Origin of the sequence: Agrococcus beijingensis (assembly GCF_030758955.1) — a bacterium.
GTDB lineage: Bacteria > Actinomycetota > Actinomycetes > Actinomycetales > Microbacteriaceae > Agrococcus > Agrococcus beijingensis.
In genome coordinates this window covers 2,756,776-2,771,623 of sequence record NZ_CP132360.1, presented here as the reverse complement: position 1 = coordinate 2,771,623, position 14,848 = coordinate 2,756,776, and the positions used below count along the sequence as shown (strand labels likewise).

The window sequence follows — 14,848 nt, the reverse complement described above, 5'->3', positions numbered from 1 at the left end:
TTGGCCTCGTCGGCTTGGCGTCGTCGGCTTGGCGTCGTCGGCCCGCGTCATCGGGTCGGCAGCTCGGCTCGCGCCGCATCGATCGCGTCGGCCAGCCGCTGCGGCCCGGCCTGCAGGATGCTGCGGCTCGCGCTCGCGAGCACGAGCGCGTCGGCCGGGAAGAGCTCGTGCAGCGCCGCCAGGCTCGCGCCCTGCGCGCCGAAGCCGGGCGCGAGCACGGGGGTGGATGCCGTGGGCTCCAGCCCGTAGGCGGTGCGGTCGAGCGTCGCGCCGATGACCAGCCCGTGCCCGGCGCCGGTGCGCGCGTTGCGCTCGGCCACGGCGTCGGCGACCGCCGCCGCGACGGTGCGGCCGTCGGGCAGCCGGGCCAGCTGCAGCTCGGCCGCCTCCGGGTTCGAGGTCGCCGCGAGCACGAACACGGCCTTGCCGGCCGCCTCCGCAGTCGCGAGCAGTCCGTCGAGGGCACCGACGCCGAGGTACGGGCTGACGGTCAGCGCGTCGGCCTCGAGCGGCGAGCCCGCGCGCAGCCACGCATCGGCGTAGCCGGCGTTCGTCGAGCCGATGTCACCGCGCTTCGCGTCGGCGATCACCAGCAGGCCGGCGCCCCGCGCCTCGGCCAGCACCCGCTCGAGGGCCAGCATGCCCGCCGACCCGTGCGCCTCGAACAGCGCCACCTGCGGCTTGACCACCGCGACGCGGCCCGCGGCGGCCTCGACGACCGTGCGGCCGAAGCGCTCGAGCGCCTGCACGGCCGCACCGGACGCATCCGCCCCCTCGATCTCGTAGCCGGCGCCCCACCCCGCGAGCAGCGCCGGGTGCGGGTCGATGCCCACGCACAGCGCGCCGCGCTCGGCGACGGCTGCGTGCAGGCGCTCGAGAAAGGTCACGCCGTCCGCCGCGCGTGGTACTCCTGCAGGCTCGTCACCTCGAAGGGCTCGCGAGCCGCCTCGACGGCCGCGACCGCGGCGCCCAGCTGCGACACCGTCGTGAACAGCGCCTTGTCGGCGGCGACCGTCGCGGCGCGGATCTCGTAGCCGTCGGCGCGAGCCATGCCGCCGGTGGGCGTGTTGATGATGATGTCGATCTCGCCGGCATCGATGAGGTCGACGATCGACGGGCCGTCACCGGTCTCGGAGTGCTTGCGCACCGTCTCGACCCGGATGCCGTTGCGCGCAAGCACCTCGGCGGTGCCGATGGTCGCGACGATGCGGTAGCCGAGCTGCTGCAGGCGGTGCACGGGCAGCACGGCCTGGCGCTTGTCGCGGTCGGAGAGCGAGACGAACACCGTGCCCGAGGTGGGCAGGCCGCCGTAGGCCGCGGCCTGGCTCTTCGCGAACGCGGTCGGGAAGTCGCGGTCGATGCCCATCACCTCGCCCGTCGAGCGCATCTCGGGGCCGAGCAGCGAGTCGACCATCTGCCCGTCGGCGGTGCGGAAGCGGCGGAAGGGCAGCACGGCCTCCTTCACCGCGACCGGCGAGTCGATCGGCAGGATCGTGCCATCCACCTCGGGCAGCATGCCCTCGGCGCGCAGCTCGGCGATCGTCGCACCGGCGAGCACCCGGGCGTTGGCCTTGGCGATCGGGGTGCCGAGCGCCTTCGCCACGAACGGCACCGTGCGGCTCGCGCGCGGGTTCGCCTCGATCACGTGGAGCACGCCGGCGCTGTAGGCGAACTGCACGTTGATGGGTCCGCGCACGTCGAGGCCCTCGGCGATGCGGAGCGTCGCGTCGCGGATCTCGAGCAGCTGCGCGCGGCCGAGGCCGACCGGCGGCAGGGTGCACGACGAGTCGCCCGAGTGGATGCCGGCCTCCTCGATGTGCTCGAGGATGCCGCCCACGTAGAGCTCCTCGCCGTCGTAGATGGCGTCGACGTCGATCTCGATCGCGTCGTCGAGGAAGTGGTCGACGAGCAGCGGGGCGCTCGCGCTCACGATGCCGTGGCCGGCGATGCGGTCGAAGTAGCCGCGCAGGCCCGCCGTGTCGTAGACGATCTCCATGCCGCGGCCGCCGAGCACGAACGAGGGGCGCACGAGCACCGGGTAGCCGATGCGCTCGGCGATCTCGATCGACTGCTCCTCGGTCGTCGCGATGCCGTTGCGGGGGGCGACGAGGCCGGCGTCGTCGAGGATGCGCTGGAAGAGTCCGCGCTCCTCGGCCGCGTCGATCGCGTCGGGCGTGGTGCCGAGGATCGGCACGCCGGCGGCCTCGAGGCCGCGCGCGAGGCCGAGCGGCGTCTGGCCGCCGAGCTGCACGATCACGCCCACGAGCTCGCCGGACGCCTGCTCGACGTGCACGATCTCGAGCACGTCCTCGAGCGTGAGCGGCTCGAAGTAGAGCCGGTCGCTGGTGTCGTAGTCGGTCGAGACGGTCTCCGGGTTGCAGTTGACCATGACCGTCTCGAAGCCCGCGTCGGAGAGCGCGAACGAGGCGTGCACGCACGAGTAGTCGAACTCGATGCCCTGGCCGATGCGGTTCGGGCCGGAGCCGAGGATGATCACCTTGCGACGATCGGAGGGTGCCACCTCGGTCTCGAGGTCATAGCTCGAGTAGTGGTAGGGCGTCTCGGCGGGGAACTCCCCCGCGCAGGTGTCGACGGTCTTGTAGACGGGGCGCACGCCGGCGGCCCAGCGCGCCTCGCGCACCGCCTGCTCCTCGAGGCCGCGCAGCTGCGCGATCTGCGAGTCCGAGAAGCCGTGCTCCTTGGCGAGCCGCAGCAGCTCCTCATCGAGGTCGCCGCCGCGGATCGTCTCGGCCACCTCGTTGATGAGCACCATCTGGTCGAGGAACCACGGGTCGATGCCCGTCGCCTCGTGCGCCTGGGCGACCGTGGCACCGGCCCGCAGCGCCTGCTGCAGCGTCACGATGCGGCCGTCGGTGGGCACGCTCGCGACCTCGAGGAGCGCCGCGGCGTCGCCGGGCTCGCCCTCCCAGTGGAAGGAGGAGCCCCGCTTCTCGAGCGAGCGCAGCGCCTTCTGCAGGGCCTGCGTGTAGGTGCGGCCGATGGCCATCGCCTCACCGACCGACTTCATGGTCGTCGTGAGGGTCGCATCCGCCGCCGGGAACTTCTCGAAGTTAAAGCGCGGCACCTTCACCACGACGTAGTCGAGCGCGGGCTCGAACGACGCCGGCGTGACCTTCGTGATGTCGTTGGGGATCTCGTCGAGGCGGTAGCCGAGCGCGAGCTTCGCGGCGATCTTGGCGATCGGGAAGCCGGTCGCCTTCGAGGCGAGCGCGCTCGAGCGCGACACGCGCGGGTTCATCTCGATGACGATGATGCGTCCGTTCGACGGGTCGACCGCGAACTGGATGTTGCAGCCGCCCGTGTCGACACCGACGCGCCGGATGATGTCGATGCCGATGTCGCGCAGCCGCTGGTACTCGCGGTCGGTGAGGGTGAGGGCCGGCGCGACCGTGATCGAGTCGCCGGTGTGCACGCCGACGGCGTCGACGTTCTCGATCGAGCAGACGACCACCGTGTTGTCGGCGGTGTCGCGCATGAGCTCGAGCTCGTACTCCTTCCACCCGAGGATCGACTCCTCGAGCAGCACCTCGCCGATGGTCGACGAGTGGATGCCGTCGCCCACGAAGCGGCGCAGCTCCCGCTCGTCGTGCGCGAAGCCGGAGCCGAGGCCGCCCATGGTGAACGAGGGGCGCACGACCACCGGGTAGCCGTACTCCTCGGCGAAGGCGAGCGCCTCGTCGACGTTGCGGGCGATGGTGCTCGAGGCCACGTCGGCGCCGGCGTCGAGCACCAGCTGCTTGAACAGCTGGCGGTCCTCGCCGCGCTGGATCGCCTCGACCTTGGCGCCGATGAGCTCGACGCCGTGGCGGGCGAGGATGCCCTGCTCGTGCAGCGCGATCGCGGCGTTCAGCGCGGTCTGGCCGCCGAGGGTGGGCAGGATCGCGTCGGGGCGCTCCTTGATGATGATCGTCTCGATCACCTCGGGCGTGATCGGCTCGATGTACGTCGCGTCGGCGAAGTCGGGGTCGGTCATGATCGTCGCCGGGTTCGAGTTGACGAGGATGACGCGCACGCCCTCCTCGCGCAGCACGCGGCAGGCCTGGGTGCCCGAGTAGTCGAACTCGGCTGCCTGGCCGATGACGATCGGTCCGGAGCCGATGACGAGGACGGAGCGGATGTCGTCGCGCTTGGGCATCAGTTGGCCTCCTTGGTCGAGGTGCCCGCGCGGTGCTCGAGCACGAGCTCGCGGAAGCGGGAGAAGAGGTGGCGGGCGTCGTTCGGGCCCGCGGCGGACTCGGGGTGGTACTGCACGCTGAACGCCGGGATGTCGAGCGCGCGGAGGCCCTCGACCACGTCGTCGTTGAGCGAGAAGTGGCTCACCTCGACGCGGCCGAAGCCTGCCGGGCTGACCAGCTCCTGGTCGATCGCGGCGTCGACGGCGAAGCCGTGGTTCTGGCTGGTGATCTCGACGCGGCCCGTGGTCCTGTCGAGCACCGGCTGGTTGATGCCGCGGTGGCCGAAGGGCAGCTTGTACGTGCCGAAGCCGAGCGCGCGGCCGAGCAGCTGGTTGCCGAAGCAGATGCCGAAGAACGGCAGGTCGCGGCGCAGCAGGCCCTGCAGCAGCACGACCTGGCTCTCGCTCGCGGCGGGGTCGCCGGGGCCGTTCGAGTAGAACGCGGCGACGGGCTCGTGCGCCAGCACCTCGTCGAGGGTGGCGCTCTGCGGCAGCACGACCAGGTCGAAGCCCTGCTCGCGCAGATACCGGAGGGTGGATGCCTTCACACCGAGGTCGAGGACGGCGAGCGTGCCGATCGGGTCGGCCTCGTCGGCGCCAGGAGCAGGCAGCGCGGGCAGCGTGTAGGCCTCGGGCGTGGTGACGGTCTCGGCGAGGCTGCGGCCGGCCATCTGGGGGCTCTCGCGCACGGAGGCGAGCATCGCATCGTCGTCGACGAGCGCGTCGCCGGAGAAGACGCCGGCGCGCATGGAGCCCACGCTGCGGAGGCGGCGCGTGATGGCGCGGGTGTCGACGCCGGCGATGCCGACGATGCCGTCGCGCTCGAGCTGCGCCTCGAGGCTCTCGTCGGCGCGCCAGTTGGAGACGACGCGGCTGGCGGCGCGCACGACGTAGCCGCTGGGCCAGGCGCGGCGCGACTCGGCGTCCTCGGCGTTCACGCCGGTGTTGCCGATGTGCGGCGCGGTCTGCACGACGATCTGGCCGGCGTACGAGGGGTCGGTGAGCGTCTCCTGGTAGCCGGTCATGCCGGTGGCGAAGACGGCTTCGCCGAGCGCGACGCCTGCGGCGCCGTAGGCGCTGCCTCGGTAGATCGTGCCGTCCTCGAGCACGAGGGCGGCGGGTGCTGCTGCGGTCATGATGTGGCTCCTTCCTTGTGCCCGTCGGTGCCCTGCGGGTCGGCAGGGGCAGCGGGGGCGAGCGCGCTGAGCGCCTCGAATGCGGCGGTGTCGTCGCCGATGATGCGGAGGTACGTGTCGACGTCGGCGCCGAGGGTGTGCGCGATCACGATGATCCCGCCGGGCTCGACGACGCGATCGATCGTCCAGGTGGCCCGCGAGACGCCGCGGATGCGGTCTGCGGGGATGCGCATCTCGCGACGGTCGGCGACCAGCTGCACGCCGGTCGCGTCGATCGCGAGCTGCGTGCGGCCACGGAAGCCGAGGCCGTGCGCGAAGATGCGCTGGTAGGGGTCGCCGGCGCGGCTGGTGGCGACGTAGAGCGCGTCGACCACGAGCGTCGGCACGGCATCGATCAGCGCCGCGTCGATCCAGGGCAGCGGCGCCTCGATGTCGCGCTGGCGTCGTCGCTTGGCGAGGATGCCGAGCACCGCGGCCAGCGCGAGCAGCGCGACGAACCCGGCGCTCAGCAGCGCGAACAGCTCCTTGGTCATGCGACCACCTCTCCTGCGGCGACGGTGCGGCGGCCGCCGTGCCAGACGTGCAGCACGCGGCCGGGCAGCTCGACGCCCAGGAACGGCGAGTTCGCCGAGCGCCCCTTGAGGTGCCCCGTCTCGACCACGGCGCGCGCCGCCGGGTCGATCAGCACGACGTGCGCGGGCGAGCCGATCTCGAGCGGCGCGTCGTAGCCGGGCTCCCGGCCGATCGCGGCGGGAGCGGTCGACATGACGCGCGCGACGCCGGCCCAGTCGAGCAGCCCGGTCTCGACCATCGCCTGCTGCACCACCCCGAGCGCCGTCTCCAGCCCGACCATGCCGAACGCCGCATCCGCGAACGCCGTCTGCTTCGCCTCGGGGGCGTGCGGGGCGTGGTCGGTGGCGACGATGTCGATCGTGCCGTCGGCGAGGGCCTCGCGCAGCGCCTGCACGTCGCGCTCGGCGCGCAGCGGCGGGTTGACCTTGAAGCGGCCGTCGTAGGAGCGCACGAGCTCCTCGGTGAGCAGCAGGTGGTGGGGCGTCACCTCGGCCGTGATCGCGATGCCGCGAGCCTTCGCGGCGCGCACCACCTCGACGGTCTCGCGGGTCGACACGTGGCAGACGTGCAGCCGGGCGCCGGTGGCCTCGGCGAGCATCGCGTCGCGGGCGACGATCGACGCCTCGGCGACCGAGGGCCAGCCGGTGAGGCCGAGCTCGGCGGCGAGCGGGCTCTCGTGCATGACCGAGCCGCGGGTGAGCGCCGGGTCCTGCGCGTGCTGCGCGACGACCGCGCCGAGCGAGGCGGCGTGCTCGAGGGCTCGGCGCATGAGCTCGGCGTCGGCGACGCACTTGCCGTCGTCGCTGAAGACGGTGACGCGGGCGGCGCTGCGGGCCAGCATGGTCATGTCGGCGAGCCGCTCCCCCGCGAGGCCCACTGTGACGGCGCCGATCGGCCGCACGGTGGCGAGGCCGGCGTCGAGCCCGAGCCGGTGCACCTGCTCGACGACGGCGGGCGTGTCGGCGACGGGGTTCGTGTTGGCCATCGCGAACACGCACGTGTAGCCGCCGACTGCCGCGGCGCGCACGCCGCTGGCGATCGTCTCTGCCTGCTCGCCACCGGGCTGCCGCAGGTGCGTGTGCAGGTCGACGAGCCCCGGCAGGGCGATGAGGCCGGATGCGTCCACGACCTCGACGCCGTCGCGGTCGGTGGTCGCGGGGTCGATCGTGGCGGGGTCGACGAGCACCCCGCCGTCGATCGCGAGGTCGCGGGGCGCGCCGCCGAGGACGGCGGCGCCGGTGAGCAGCGTCGTCATCGGGCGCCTCCGTTGTCGGACGATGGGTGGTCGGATGCGAGGAGCGAGTAGAGCACCGCCATGCGCACGGAGACGCCGGCGGTGACCTGCTCGAGGATGGTGGAGCGGTCGGAGTCGGCCGCGCGGCTCGAGATCTCGAGGCCGCGGTTCATGGGCCCCGGGTGCAGCAGGGTCGCCTCCGGCACGCGGGCGAGGCGCTCGTCGGTGAGCGACCAGCCGGTGATGTACTCGGCGGGGCTGGGCGCGACGTGACCGCCCTGCCGCTCGAGCTGCACGCGCAGCAGCATCAGCGCATCCGGCTGCTCGTCGAGCACCAGGTCGAGGTCGGTCTCGGCGCGCACGCCGAGCCGTGTGCCGTCGGCGGCCGCGACCGGCAGGAACGCGGCGGGGCCAACGAGCGTGACCTCGGCGCCGAGCGCCGGCAGCAGCAGCGCGTTCGAGCGGGCGACGCGCGAGTGGGCGATGTCGCCGACGATCGCGATGCGCACGCCGTCGAGGCCCTTGCCGCGCGCGGCGTCGCCGTGGATCCGACGGCGGAGCGCGAAGGCGTCGAGGAGCGCCTGCGTGGGGTGCTCGTGGGTGCCGTCGCCGGCGTTGACGACCGGTCGGCCGATCCAATCGGCGAGCAGCGCCGGGGCGCCGGAAGCACCGGAGCGCACCACGACGCCGTCGACGCCCATCGCGGCGATCGTGAGGCCGGTGTCGCGCAGCGACTCGCCCTTGGACACGCTCGAGCCCTTGCCCGAGACGTTGATGACGTCGGCCGAGAGCCACTTGCCGGCGATCTCGAACGACGAGCGGGTGCGCGTGGAGTCCTCGAAGAACAGGTTGACGACGGTGCGGCCGCGCAGAGCGGGCAGCTTCTTCACCTCGCGGTCCTGGATCTGGTGCATGTCCTCGGCGAGGTCGAGCAGGGCGATCGCCTCGTCGCGGGGCATGGCCGCGGTCAGCAGGTGCTTCATGCGGTGCCGCCCTCGGCCGGGGTGCCCTGGGCGCGATCCTCGATGGTGACTGCGTCGCGGCCGTCGACCTCGTCGAGCAGGATCGAGACGTGCTCGCTGCGGGCGCTGGGCAGGTTCTTGCCCACCGAGTCCGCGCGGATCGGCAGCTCGCGGTGACCGCGGTCGACGAGCACCGCCAGCCGCACTGCCCGCGGGCGGCCGAGGTCGGCGAGCGCATCCAGGGCGGCGCGGATGGTGCGGCCGGAGTAGAGCACGTCGTCGACGAGCACGACGGTCTTGCCGTCGACGCCGTCGGCGGGGATGCGCGTGGGCTGCGATGCGCGCGTGGGCCGGCCGCGGAGGTCGTCGCGGTGCATGGTGACGTCGAGGGCGCCGACGCGCGGGCCGAAGTCGATGCCGGCGATGTCGCCGAGGCGATCGGCGAGGCGCTGCGCGAGGTGCACGCCCCGCGTCGGGATGCCGAGCAGGACGAGGTCGTCGGGCCCCTGATTGGCCTCGAGGATCTCGTGCGCGATGCGCGTGAGGGCCCTGGCGATCTCGTCGGCGCCGAGCACGGTGCGCGCGGTCGTGCCGCCCACACCGGTTCCGGGCTGAGTCAAGAGGACTCCCTTCTCCGCCTCACGGGACGGGCTTCAAGGTTGTCTGATTGGCTCCAGTCTACTCCCCTGTGGCGTGACCGGCGGAGTGCATGCGTCGACCAGCCGTGCGCCGCGACCGATGCTGGCGGCGCCGCACGCTCGATGGATGTCCGGGGACGTTGCGGGGGCTGCGTGGCGATCGACCCCCTGCCGTCCGGCCCTTCACGCGGCTGGTGCTGGTCCTTCCGGCGGCGCGTCCGGTGGTGCCCAGGCTGCCCAGGTCTTGCCGTAGACCCAGGGTGGTTCGTCGGGGCCGGGTGGGGCGACGATGCCGATCGGGATCTCCCAGGAGCTCTCCCGCGGGTCCCAGGCGGGCGTGTCGGCGAAGCGTGGGCCCTGCGGTTCGGGTTCGTCGCGGTGGATGTCGCCGAGCGGGCTGGTCCATTCGAGTACCCCGTCGGGCAGCTGCCGGACGGTCCAGCGGGTGGCGTGCTTCATCGTGTGGTGGCGTCGGCACAGGTGCGCGAGATTCGACAGGGTGGTCATGCCGCCCTTCGCGAAGTCCTTCGTGTGGTCGACGTCGGCGCGGGAGACGGGGTTGGCGCAGCCGGGCCAGCGGCAGTGGCCGTCGCGGGCGCGCAGCAGACGGCGTTGCGCGCGGTTGGGCTGGTAGGTGTCGACCGTGATCGGCAGGCCGGTGACCGGGTGGAGGAACAGCCGCTCCCAGACGACCGTGGCGGGCTGTGCGCTGGAGTGCGCTGCAGGCTGCGCCGCAGCCTGCGCGCGCACCGGCGCGGCAGCGGGCGCCGCGACCGGCACCTCGTCGACCGGCTCGCCCGCGAACCAGCGCGCGACGGCGCGGTCGTAGGCGGCGGTGTGCGCGAACGCGTCGCGCGCGAGCGCCCGGCGCTGCATGAGCGTCAGCCCCGAGCCCGCGGCCTTCGCGATCAGCGGGTAGATGCGCGGGTCGGTGACGATGGCCACGTTCGCGTGGTTCTTCGCCGAGGCGCGCACCATCGCGGGGCCGCCGATGTCGATCTGCTCGACCACGTCGGCGTCGGCGGCGCCGGAGCGCACCGTCTCGACGAACGGGTAGAGGTTGACGACCACGAGCTCGAAGGGCGCGATGCCGAGCTCGGCCAGCTGCGCCTCGTGGTGCTCGAGCCGCAGATCGGCCAGCAGGCCCGCGTGGATCGCCGGGTGCAGCGTCTTCACGCGGCCGTCGAGCGCCTCCTGGAACCCCGTGACGGAGGCGACCTCGGTGACCGCCAGGCCCGCATCCGCCAGCATCTTCGCGGTCGAGCCGGTCGACACGAGCTCGACGCCGGCGGCCGCGAGCGCCCGGCCGAGCTCGACGATGCCCGACTTGTCGCTCACCGAGAGCAGCGCGCGCCTGAAGGACACCTGGTCGCGGTCGCGGTAGAGGCTCGGGTCGTGCTGGGGTCCGCTCACTGGGGTTCCTTACGCTGTCGGGTCGGTCGGGGCTGCATCGGCGATCGCCGGGCGCTGGGGCACGGGCGGGCGGCCCGGGTCTGCGAGGTCGAGGCTGCCGTCGGCGATGCGCGTGATGACGCTCGCCAGCAGCTCGCGCTCGACGACCTTGATGCGGTCGTGGAGGGTCGCCTCGGTGTCGTCGTGCAGGATCGGCACGCGCCGCTGCGCGAGGATCGGCCCGGTGTCGACGCCGCTGTCGACGATGATGACGCTCGCGCCCGTCTGGGTCGCGCCGCCGGCGATGGCGTCGCGCACCCCGTGGGCGCCGGGGAACTCCGGCAGGTAGGCCGGGTGCGTGTTGAGGATCGCGGGCTCGAAGCGCGCAACGGCGCCGGCGGAGAGCAGCCGCATGAAGCCCGAGAGCACGACGAGGTCGGGCCGGTGCTCGGCGATGCGGTCGGCGATGCGCTCCGACCAGGCCTCGCGGGGCGCCGCGAAGGGCTCGACGAAGGTGTGGATGCCGGCGGCCGCCGCCGTGTCGATGCCGCCGCAGTCGCGGTCGGCGCCGACGGCGACGATCTCGGCAGGCACGAGCCCCGCCGTCGTGCGCTGGAGCAGATCGGCGAAGTTGGTGCCGCTGCCGGAGACGAGGACGACGAGGCGCAGCACGCCGTCCATCCTACTTCTGCGTGCGTTCCGGGTCGTCCGGGGTCGGATGCGTCGGCTCGCCCACGCTCGCCGGCTCGGCCTGGTCGTCGCTCGCGTCGGGGTCGCCGGCAGCCGCATCGCCGGCCGCGGCCGGCAGCGGGTCGACAGCCTGCGTGATGGTGCGATCCTCCGCCGAGACCGTCACGACCGGTGCCGTCCCGCCCGGCAGCGGGTCGACCGCCTCGGTCGGCTGCTCGCCCGGCAGCGGCGCCACCGCCTCGGTCGGCTGCTCGCCCGGCAGCGGCGCCACCGCCTCGGTCGGGTGGTCGGCGTCGAGGACGCGACCCGACGCATCCGCCCCCTCGTCGTCCGCGTCAGCGCCTGCCTCGCGGCTCGCGCCCAGCCCGAAGAAGTCGCGCATCGACGACCCCTCGCCCTCGGCAGCCAGCGGCGACGCGACCCCGGCGAGCTCTCCGGCGCCGCGACCGCCGGCCGTGAGCCCGATCACGAGGCCCACGGCCACCTCGAGCGCGCCCCAGGCGGCCACCAGCACCGCGTCGGGGCCGGCCTCGTCGAGGCGGCCGGGCCCCATGGCGCCGGAGGCCAGCATCGCGGCGACGCCCAGCAGCGCACCGGCCAGCACGCCGCCGCCGACGCCCGCGATCGCGAGCTCCCACCAGTGCACGGGCTCGTCGGTCGTGCCGGCCAGGATCGTCTGCCGCGCGAAGGCGCCGACGACCACCGCGGCGAGCACCGGCAGCGCCACGACGATCAGCATCCACGGCGCCGCGGCGGGGTCGATGGCGGCGAGCAGCGGCAGCGCCGGCACTGGCCCGAGGTCGGTGCCGAGCGGCGAGACGCTCGAGCCGGCGCCGAGCATGAAGCCGGGGCCGATCGCCCACGACGCCGCCCAGACGACCGCGACGGGCGCGAGCGCGAGCTGCAGCAGGAACAGCACGACGACGCCCAGGTGCGTGACCTCGAGCGACTCCATGAGCAGCAGCCCGTCGGTGAAGCGCACGAGCAGGCCGAGCCCGACGATCAGGCCGCCGACGCCCAGCACGGCGACCGCGCCGCCGAGGCCGGTGCGCAGCGCCGCGCGGATCGGGCGCAGCCAGCGCGACTCGACCGTCAGCGCGCGCGCCGCCAGGTGCAGCCACGCGTGGCCGTGCACGCGCAGGATCGCCGACGTCATGCCCAGCAGGGCGACGAGCGCGGGGAGCGCGAACGCCTGCACGAGATCGGGGGATGCGTTCGGGTGCTGCGCGCTGACGGCCGCCAGCAGGCCGACGAGCCCGGTGGCGACGGCGCCGCAGACCGTCGCGACGGCGGCGTCGATCGTGGGCAGCTCGGCGACGCGGCTGCCGGAGCGCCAGTGCAGCCAGAAGGTGAGCAGGCCGATGCCCCAGGCCCCGAGCGTGATCACGAAGGGACGGCTGGCGGCCTCGAGGCCGAGCGCGATCACGGCATCGCTGCCCAGCTCGACGCGCAGGTCGACGCCGTGCCCGAGCATCCAGGCGTCGACCGCCACCCGCCACTGCAGCAGCGGGTCGCCGGCGAAGTCCTGGTCGATGCCCCAGACGGCCAGCAGCACGAGGGCGCACAGCACGAGCCCGACCACCGCGATGGCGGCGGACTCCACTGCCTGGCCGAACCCGGCCCACACGCGACGCACGGCTGGAACCCTATCGACGCATCCGCCCTCGACCTCCCCGGCGCGCGGCGCACGCGCGGGCTCGCGGTAGGTTAGGCAGGCACGGCGCGGTTCGCGCACGCACTCGCGGCCGCCGTCCATCCGAGACCGCGAGGGGTTCGAGCCGCATGGCCAAGATCATCTACACGTACACCGACGAGGCGCCGATGCTCGCGACGCATTCGCTCCTGCCGATCGTCGAGGCGTTCGCCGCCGCCGCCGACGTCGAGGTCGAGCGCCGCGACATCTCGCTGGCCGGCCGCATCGTCGCCGCCTTCGCCGACCGGCTGCCCGCCGACCAGCAGGAGGCCGACGCCCTGGCAGAGCTCGGCGACCTCGCCAAGACGCCCGAGGCCAACATCATCAAGCTGCCGAACATCTCGGCATCGGTGCCGCAGCTGAAGGCGGCCGTCGAGGAGCTGCAGGCCAAGGGCATCGCGCTGCCCGACTACCCCGACGAGGTCGAGAGCGATGACGACCGCGAGGTGCGCGCCCGCTACGACGCCATCAAGGGATCCGCCGTCAACCCGGTGCTCCGCGAGGGCAACTCCGACCGCCGCGCGCCGCGCTCGGTGAAGGAGTACGCCCGCAAGCACCCGCACTCGATGGGCGCCTGGACCGCCGACTCGAAGACCGCGGTCGCGACGATGAGCGCCGGCGACTTCCGCGCCAACGAGCAGTCGGTCACGCTGCCCGCCGACGACGTGCTGCAGATCCGCCTGGTCGGCGCCGACGGCGAGACCACCGTGCTCAAGGACGGCCTGAAGGTGCTCGCCGGCGAGATCGTCGACGCCACCTACATGTCGGCGAAGGCGCTCGACGCGTTCCTGCTCGAGCAGGTCAAGCGCGCCCGCGACGAGCACGTGCTCTTCTCCGCCCACCTCAAGGCGACGATGATGAAGGTCTCCGACCCGATCATCTTCGGTCACGTCGTGCGCGCGTTCCTGCCCGCCGTGTTCGAGCAGTACGGCGCCCAGCTCGACGAGGCCGGCCTCTCCCCCGAGAACGGGCTCGCCTCGATCCTCTCCGGCCTCTCCGAGCTCGACGAGTCGACCGCGGCCGGCGTGCGCAAGGCGATCGAGGACGGCATCGCCGACGGCCCGCGACTCGCCATGGTCAACTCCGACCGCGGGATCACGAACCTGCACGTGCCCTCCGACGTCATCGTCGACGCATCCATGCCCGCGATGATCCGCCAGTCGGGCCACATGTGGGGCCCCGACGGCGAGGAGGCCGACACGCTCGCGGTCATCCCCGACTCCTCGTACGCCGGCATCTACCAGGTCGTCATCGAGGACTGCCAGGCCAACGGCGCCTTCGACCCGACCACCATGGGCTCGGTGCCGAACGTCGGCCTGATGGCGCAGAAGGCCGAGGAGTACGGCTCGCACGACAAGACGTTCCGCATCGAGCGCGCCGGCCGCGTCGAGGTGCTGAACGGCGCCGGCGACGTGCTCATGGCGCACGACGTCGAGGTCGGCGACATCTGGCGCGCCTGCCAGACGAAGGACGTGCCGGTGCGCGACTGGGTGAAGCTCGCGGTCACGCGCGCCCGCGCCTCGTCGACCCCCGCGGTCTTCTGGCTCGACAAGGCGCGCGCCCACGACGCGGAGCTCATCAAGAAGGTGGAGGAGGAGCTCGCGGGGCACGACACCGAGGGCCTGCAGATCACGATCCTCAGCCCCGTCGAGGCGACGAAGCTGTCGATCGAGCGCATCCGCCGCGGTGAGGACACCATCTCGGTGACCGGCAACGTGCTGCGCGACTACAACACCGACCTGTTCCCGATCCTCGAGCTGGGCACCTCGGCCAAGATGCTGTCGGTGGTGCCGCTGCTGAACGGCGGCGGCCTGTTCGAGACGGGCGCCGGCGGCTCTGCCCCGAAGCATGTGCAGCAGCTCGTCGAGGAGAACCACCTGCGCTGGGACTCGCTCGGCGAGTTCATGGCGCTGGCCGAGTCGTTCCGCCACCTGTCGGAGTCGACCGGCAACGCCCGCGCCGGCGTGCTGGCCGAGACGCTCGACGCCGCGACGGGCTCGTTCCTGAACGAGAACAAGTCGCCGTCGCGCAAGGTCGGCGAGATCGACAACCGCGGCAGCCACTTCTGGCTCGCCCGCTACTGGGCCGAGGAGCTCGCGGCGCAGACCGACGACGCCGACCTGGCGCAGACCTTCGGGCCCGTCGCCGAGCAGCTGGTCGCGCAGACCGAGACGATCGAGCGCGAGCTGCTCGACGTGCAGGGCAGCCCGGTCGAGCTGGGCGGCTACTACCGCATCGACAACGAGCTGGCGGATGCCGCGATGCGCCCGAGCGCGTCGCTGAACGCGATCCTGGCGCACCTGCGCCCGTAGACGCAGCGCCTCGAAGGCCCGGC

The 14,848-nt window shown here is 73.2% G+C and carries 11 protein-coding genes and 1 pseudogene; 1 reads left to right on the top strand and 11 read right to left on the bottom strand.

The window, feature by feature from the left end; genetic code table 11:
* Window positions 1–47: 47 nt before the first annotated feature.
* From pyrF to Q9250_RS13540, 11 genes and pseudogenes are all read right to left on the bottom strand, one after another.
* Window positions 48–887 (bottom strand): orotidine-5'-phosphate decarboxylase, encoded by an 840-nt coding sequence (gene pyrF / locus Q9250_RS13590; RefSeq protein WP_306232424.1) that lies wholly within the window; start codon window positions 885–887, stop codon window positions 48–50.
* Window positions 884–4,156: a carbamoyl-phosphate synthase large subunit gene (carB, locus tag Q9250_RS13585; protein ID WP_306232423.1), complete on the bottom strand. Its 3,273-nt coding sequence runs from the start codon at window positions 4,154–4,156 to the stop codon at window positions 884–886. Before carB ends, pyrF begins: the two co-directional genes overlap by 4 nt.
* Window positions 4,156–5,331 carry a glutamine-hydrolyzing carbamoyl-phosphate synthase small subunit gene (gene carA / locus Q9250_RS13580; RefSeq protein ID WP_306232421.1) on the bottom strand — a complete coding sequence of 392 codons (1,176 nt, stop codon included), beginning with the start codon at window positions 5,329–5,331 and terminating at the stop codon, window positions 4,156–4,158. Before carA ends, carB begins: the two co-directional genes overlap by 1 nt.
* The gene (locus tag Q9250_RS13575) at window positions 5,328–5,864 is read right to left on the bottom strand and encodes a PH-like domain-containing protein (protein ID WP_306232420.1); all 537 of its coding nucleotides are present in this window, start codon (window positions 5,862–5,864) and stop codon (window positions 5,328–5,330) included. Before Q9250_RS13575 ends, carA begins: the two co-directional genes overlap by 4 nt.
* Window positions 5,861–7,159 (bottom strand): dihydroorotase, encoded by a 1,299-nt coding sequence (locus Q9250_RS13570; protein WP_306232419.1) that lies wholly within the window; start codon window positions 7,157–7,159, stop codon window positions 5,861–5,863. The genes Q9250_RS13575 and Q9250_RS13570 overlap by 4 nt, the downstream gene beginning before the upstream one ends.
* Window positions 7,156–8,121 carry an aspartate carbamoyltransferase catalytic subunit gene (locus tag Q9250_RS13565; RefSeq protein ID WP_306232417.1) on the bottom strand — a complete coding sequence of 322 codons (966 nt, stop codon included), beginning with the start codon at window positions 8,119–8,121 and terminating at the stop codon, window positions 7,156–7,158. Before Q9250_RS13565 ends, Q9250_RS13570 begins: the two co-directional genes overlap by 4 nt.
* A complete protein-coding gene (gene pyrR / locus Q9250_RS13560) occupies window positions 8,118–8,720 on the bottom strand; it encodes a bifunctional pyr operon transcriptional regulator/uracil phosphoribosyltransferase PyrR (RefSeq protein WP_306232415.1) in 603 nt (200 codons plus the stop codon). Before pyrR ends, Q9250_RS13565 begins: the two co-directional genes overlap by 4 nt.
* Window positions 8,721–8,921: 201 nt before the next feature.
* Window positions 8,922–9,518: an HNH endonuclease signature motif containing protein gene (locus tag Q9250_RS13555; RefSeq protein ID WP_422665108.1), complete on the bottom strand. Its 597-nt coding sequence runs from the start codon at window positions 9,516–9,518 to the stop codon at window positions 8,922–8,924.
* 18 nt (window positions 9,519–9,536) lie between these two features.
* Window positions 9,537–10,151, bottom strand: a pseudogene (gene purH, locus Q9250_RS13550) (bifunctional phosphoribosylaminoimidazolecarboxamide formyltransferase/IMP cyclohydrolase); the annotation flags it as partial.
* A 9-nt stretch (window positions 10,152–10,160) separates the two neighbouring features.
* The gene (gene purN, locus Q9250_RS13545; RefSeq protein WP_306232414.1) at window positions 10,161–10,802 is read right to left on the bottom strand and encodes a phosphoribosylglycinamide formyltransferase; all 642 of its coding nucleotides are present in this window, start codon (window positions 10,800–10,802) and stop codon (window positions 10,161–10,163) included.
* A gap of 10 nt (window positions 10,803–10,812) precedes the next feature.
* Entirely contained in the window at window positions 10,813–12,456 is a 1,644-nt protein-coding gene (locus Q9250_RS13540; RefSeq protein ID WP_306232412.1) for a cell division protein PerM, read from the bottom strand.
* A 146-nt stretch (window positions 12,457–12,602) separates the two neighbouring features.
* Here Q9250_RS13540 and Q9250_RS13535 point away from each other — a divergent pair, with 146 nt between their 5' ends.
* Complete coding sequence (locus tag Q9250_RS13535; RefSeq protein WP_306232411.1) at window positions 12,603–14,825, top strand: NADP-dependent isocitrate dehydrogenase; 2,223 nt, start codon at window positions 12,603–12,605, stop codon at window positions 14,823–14,825.
* The last annotated feature ends 23 nt before the right edge of the window (window positions 14,826–14,848 follow it).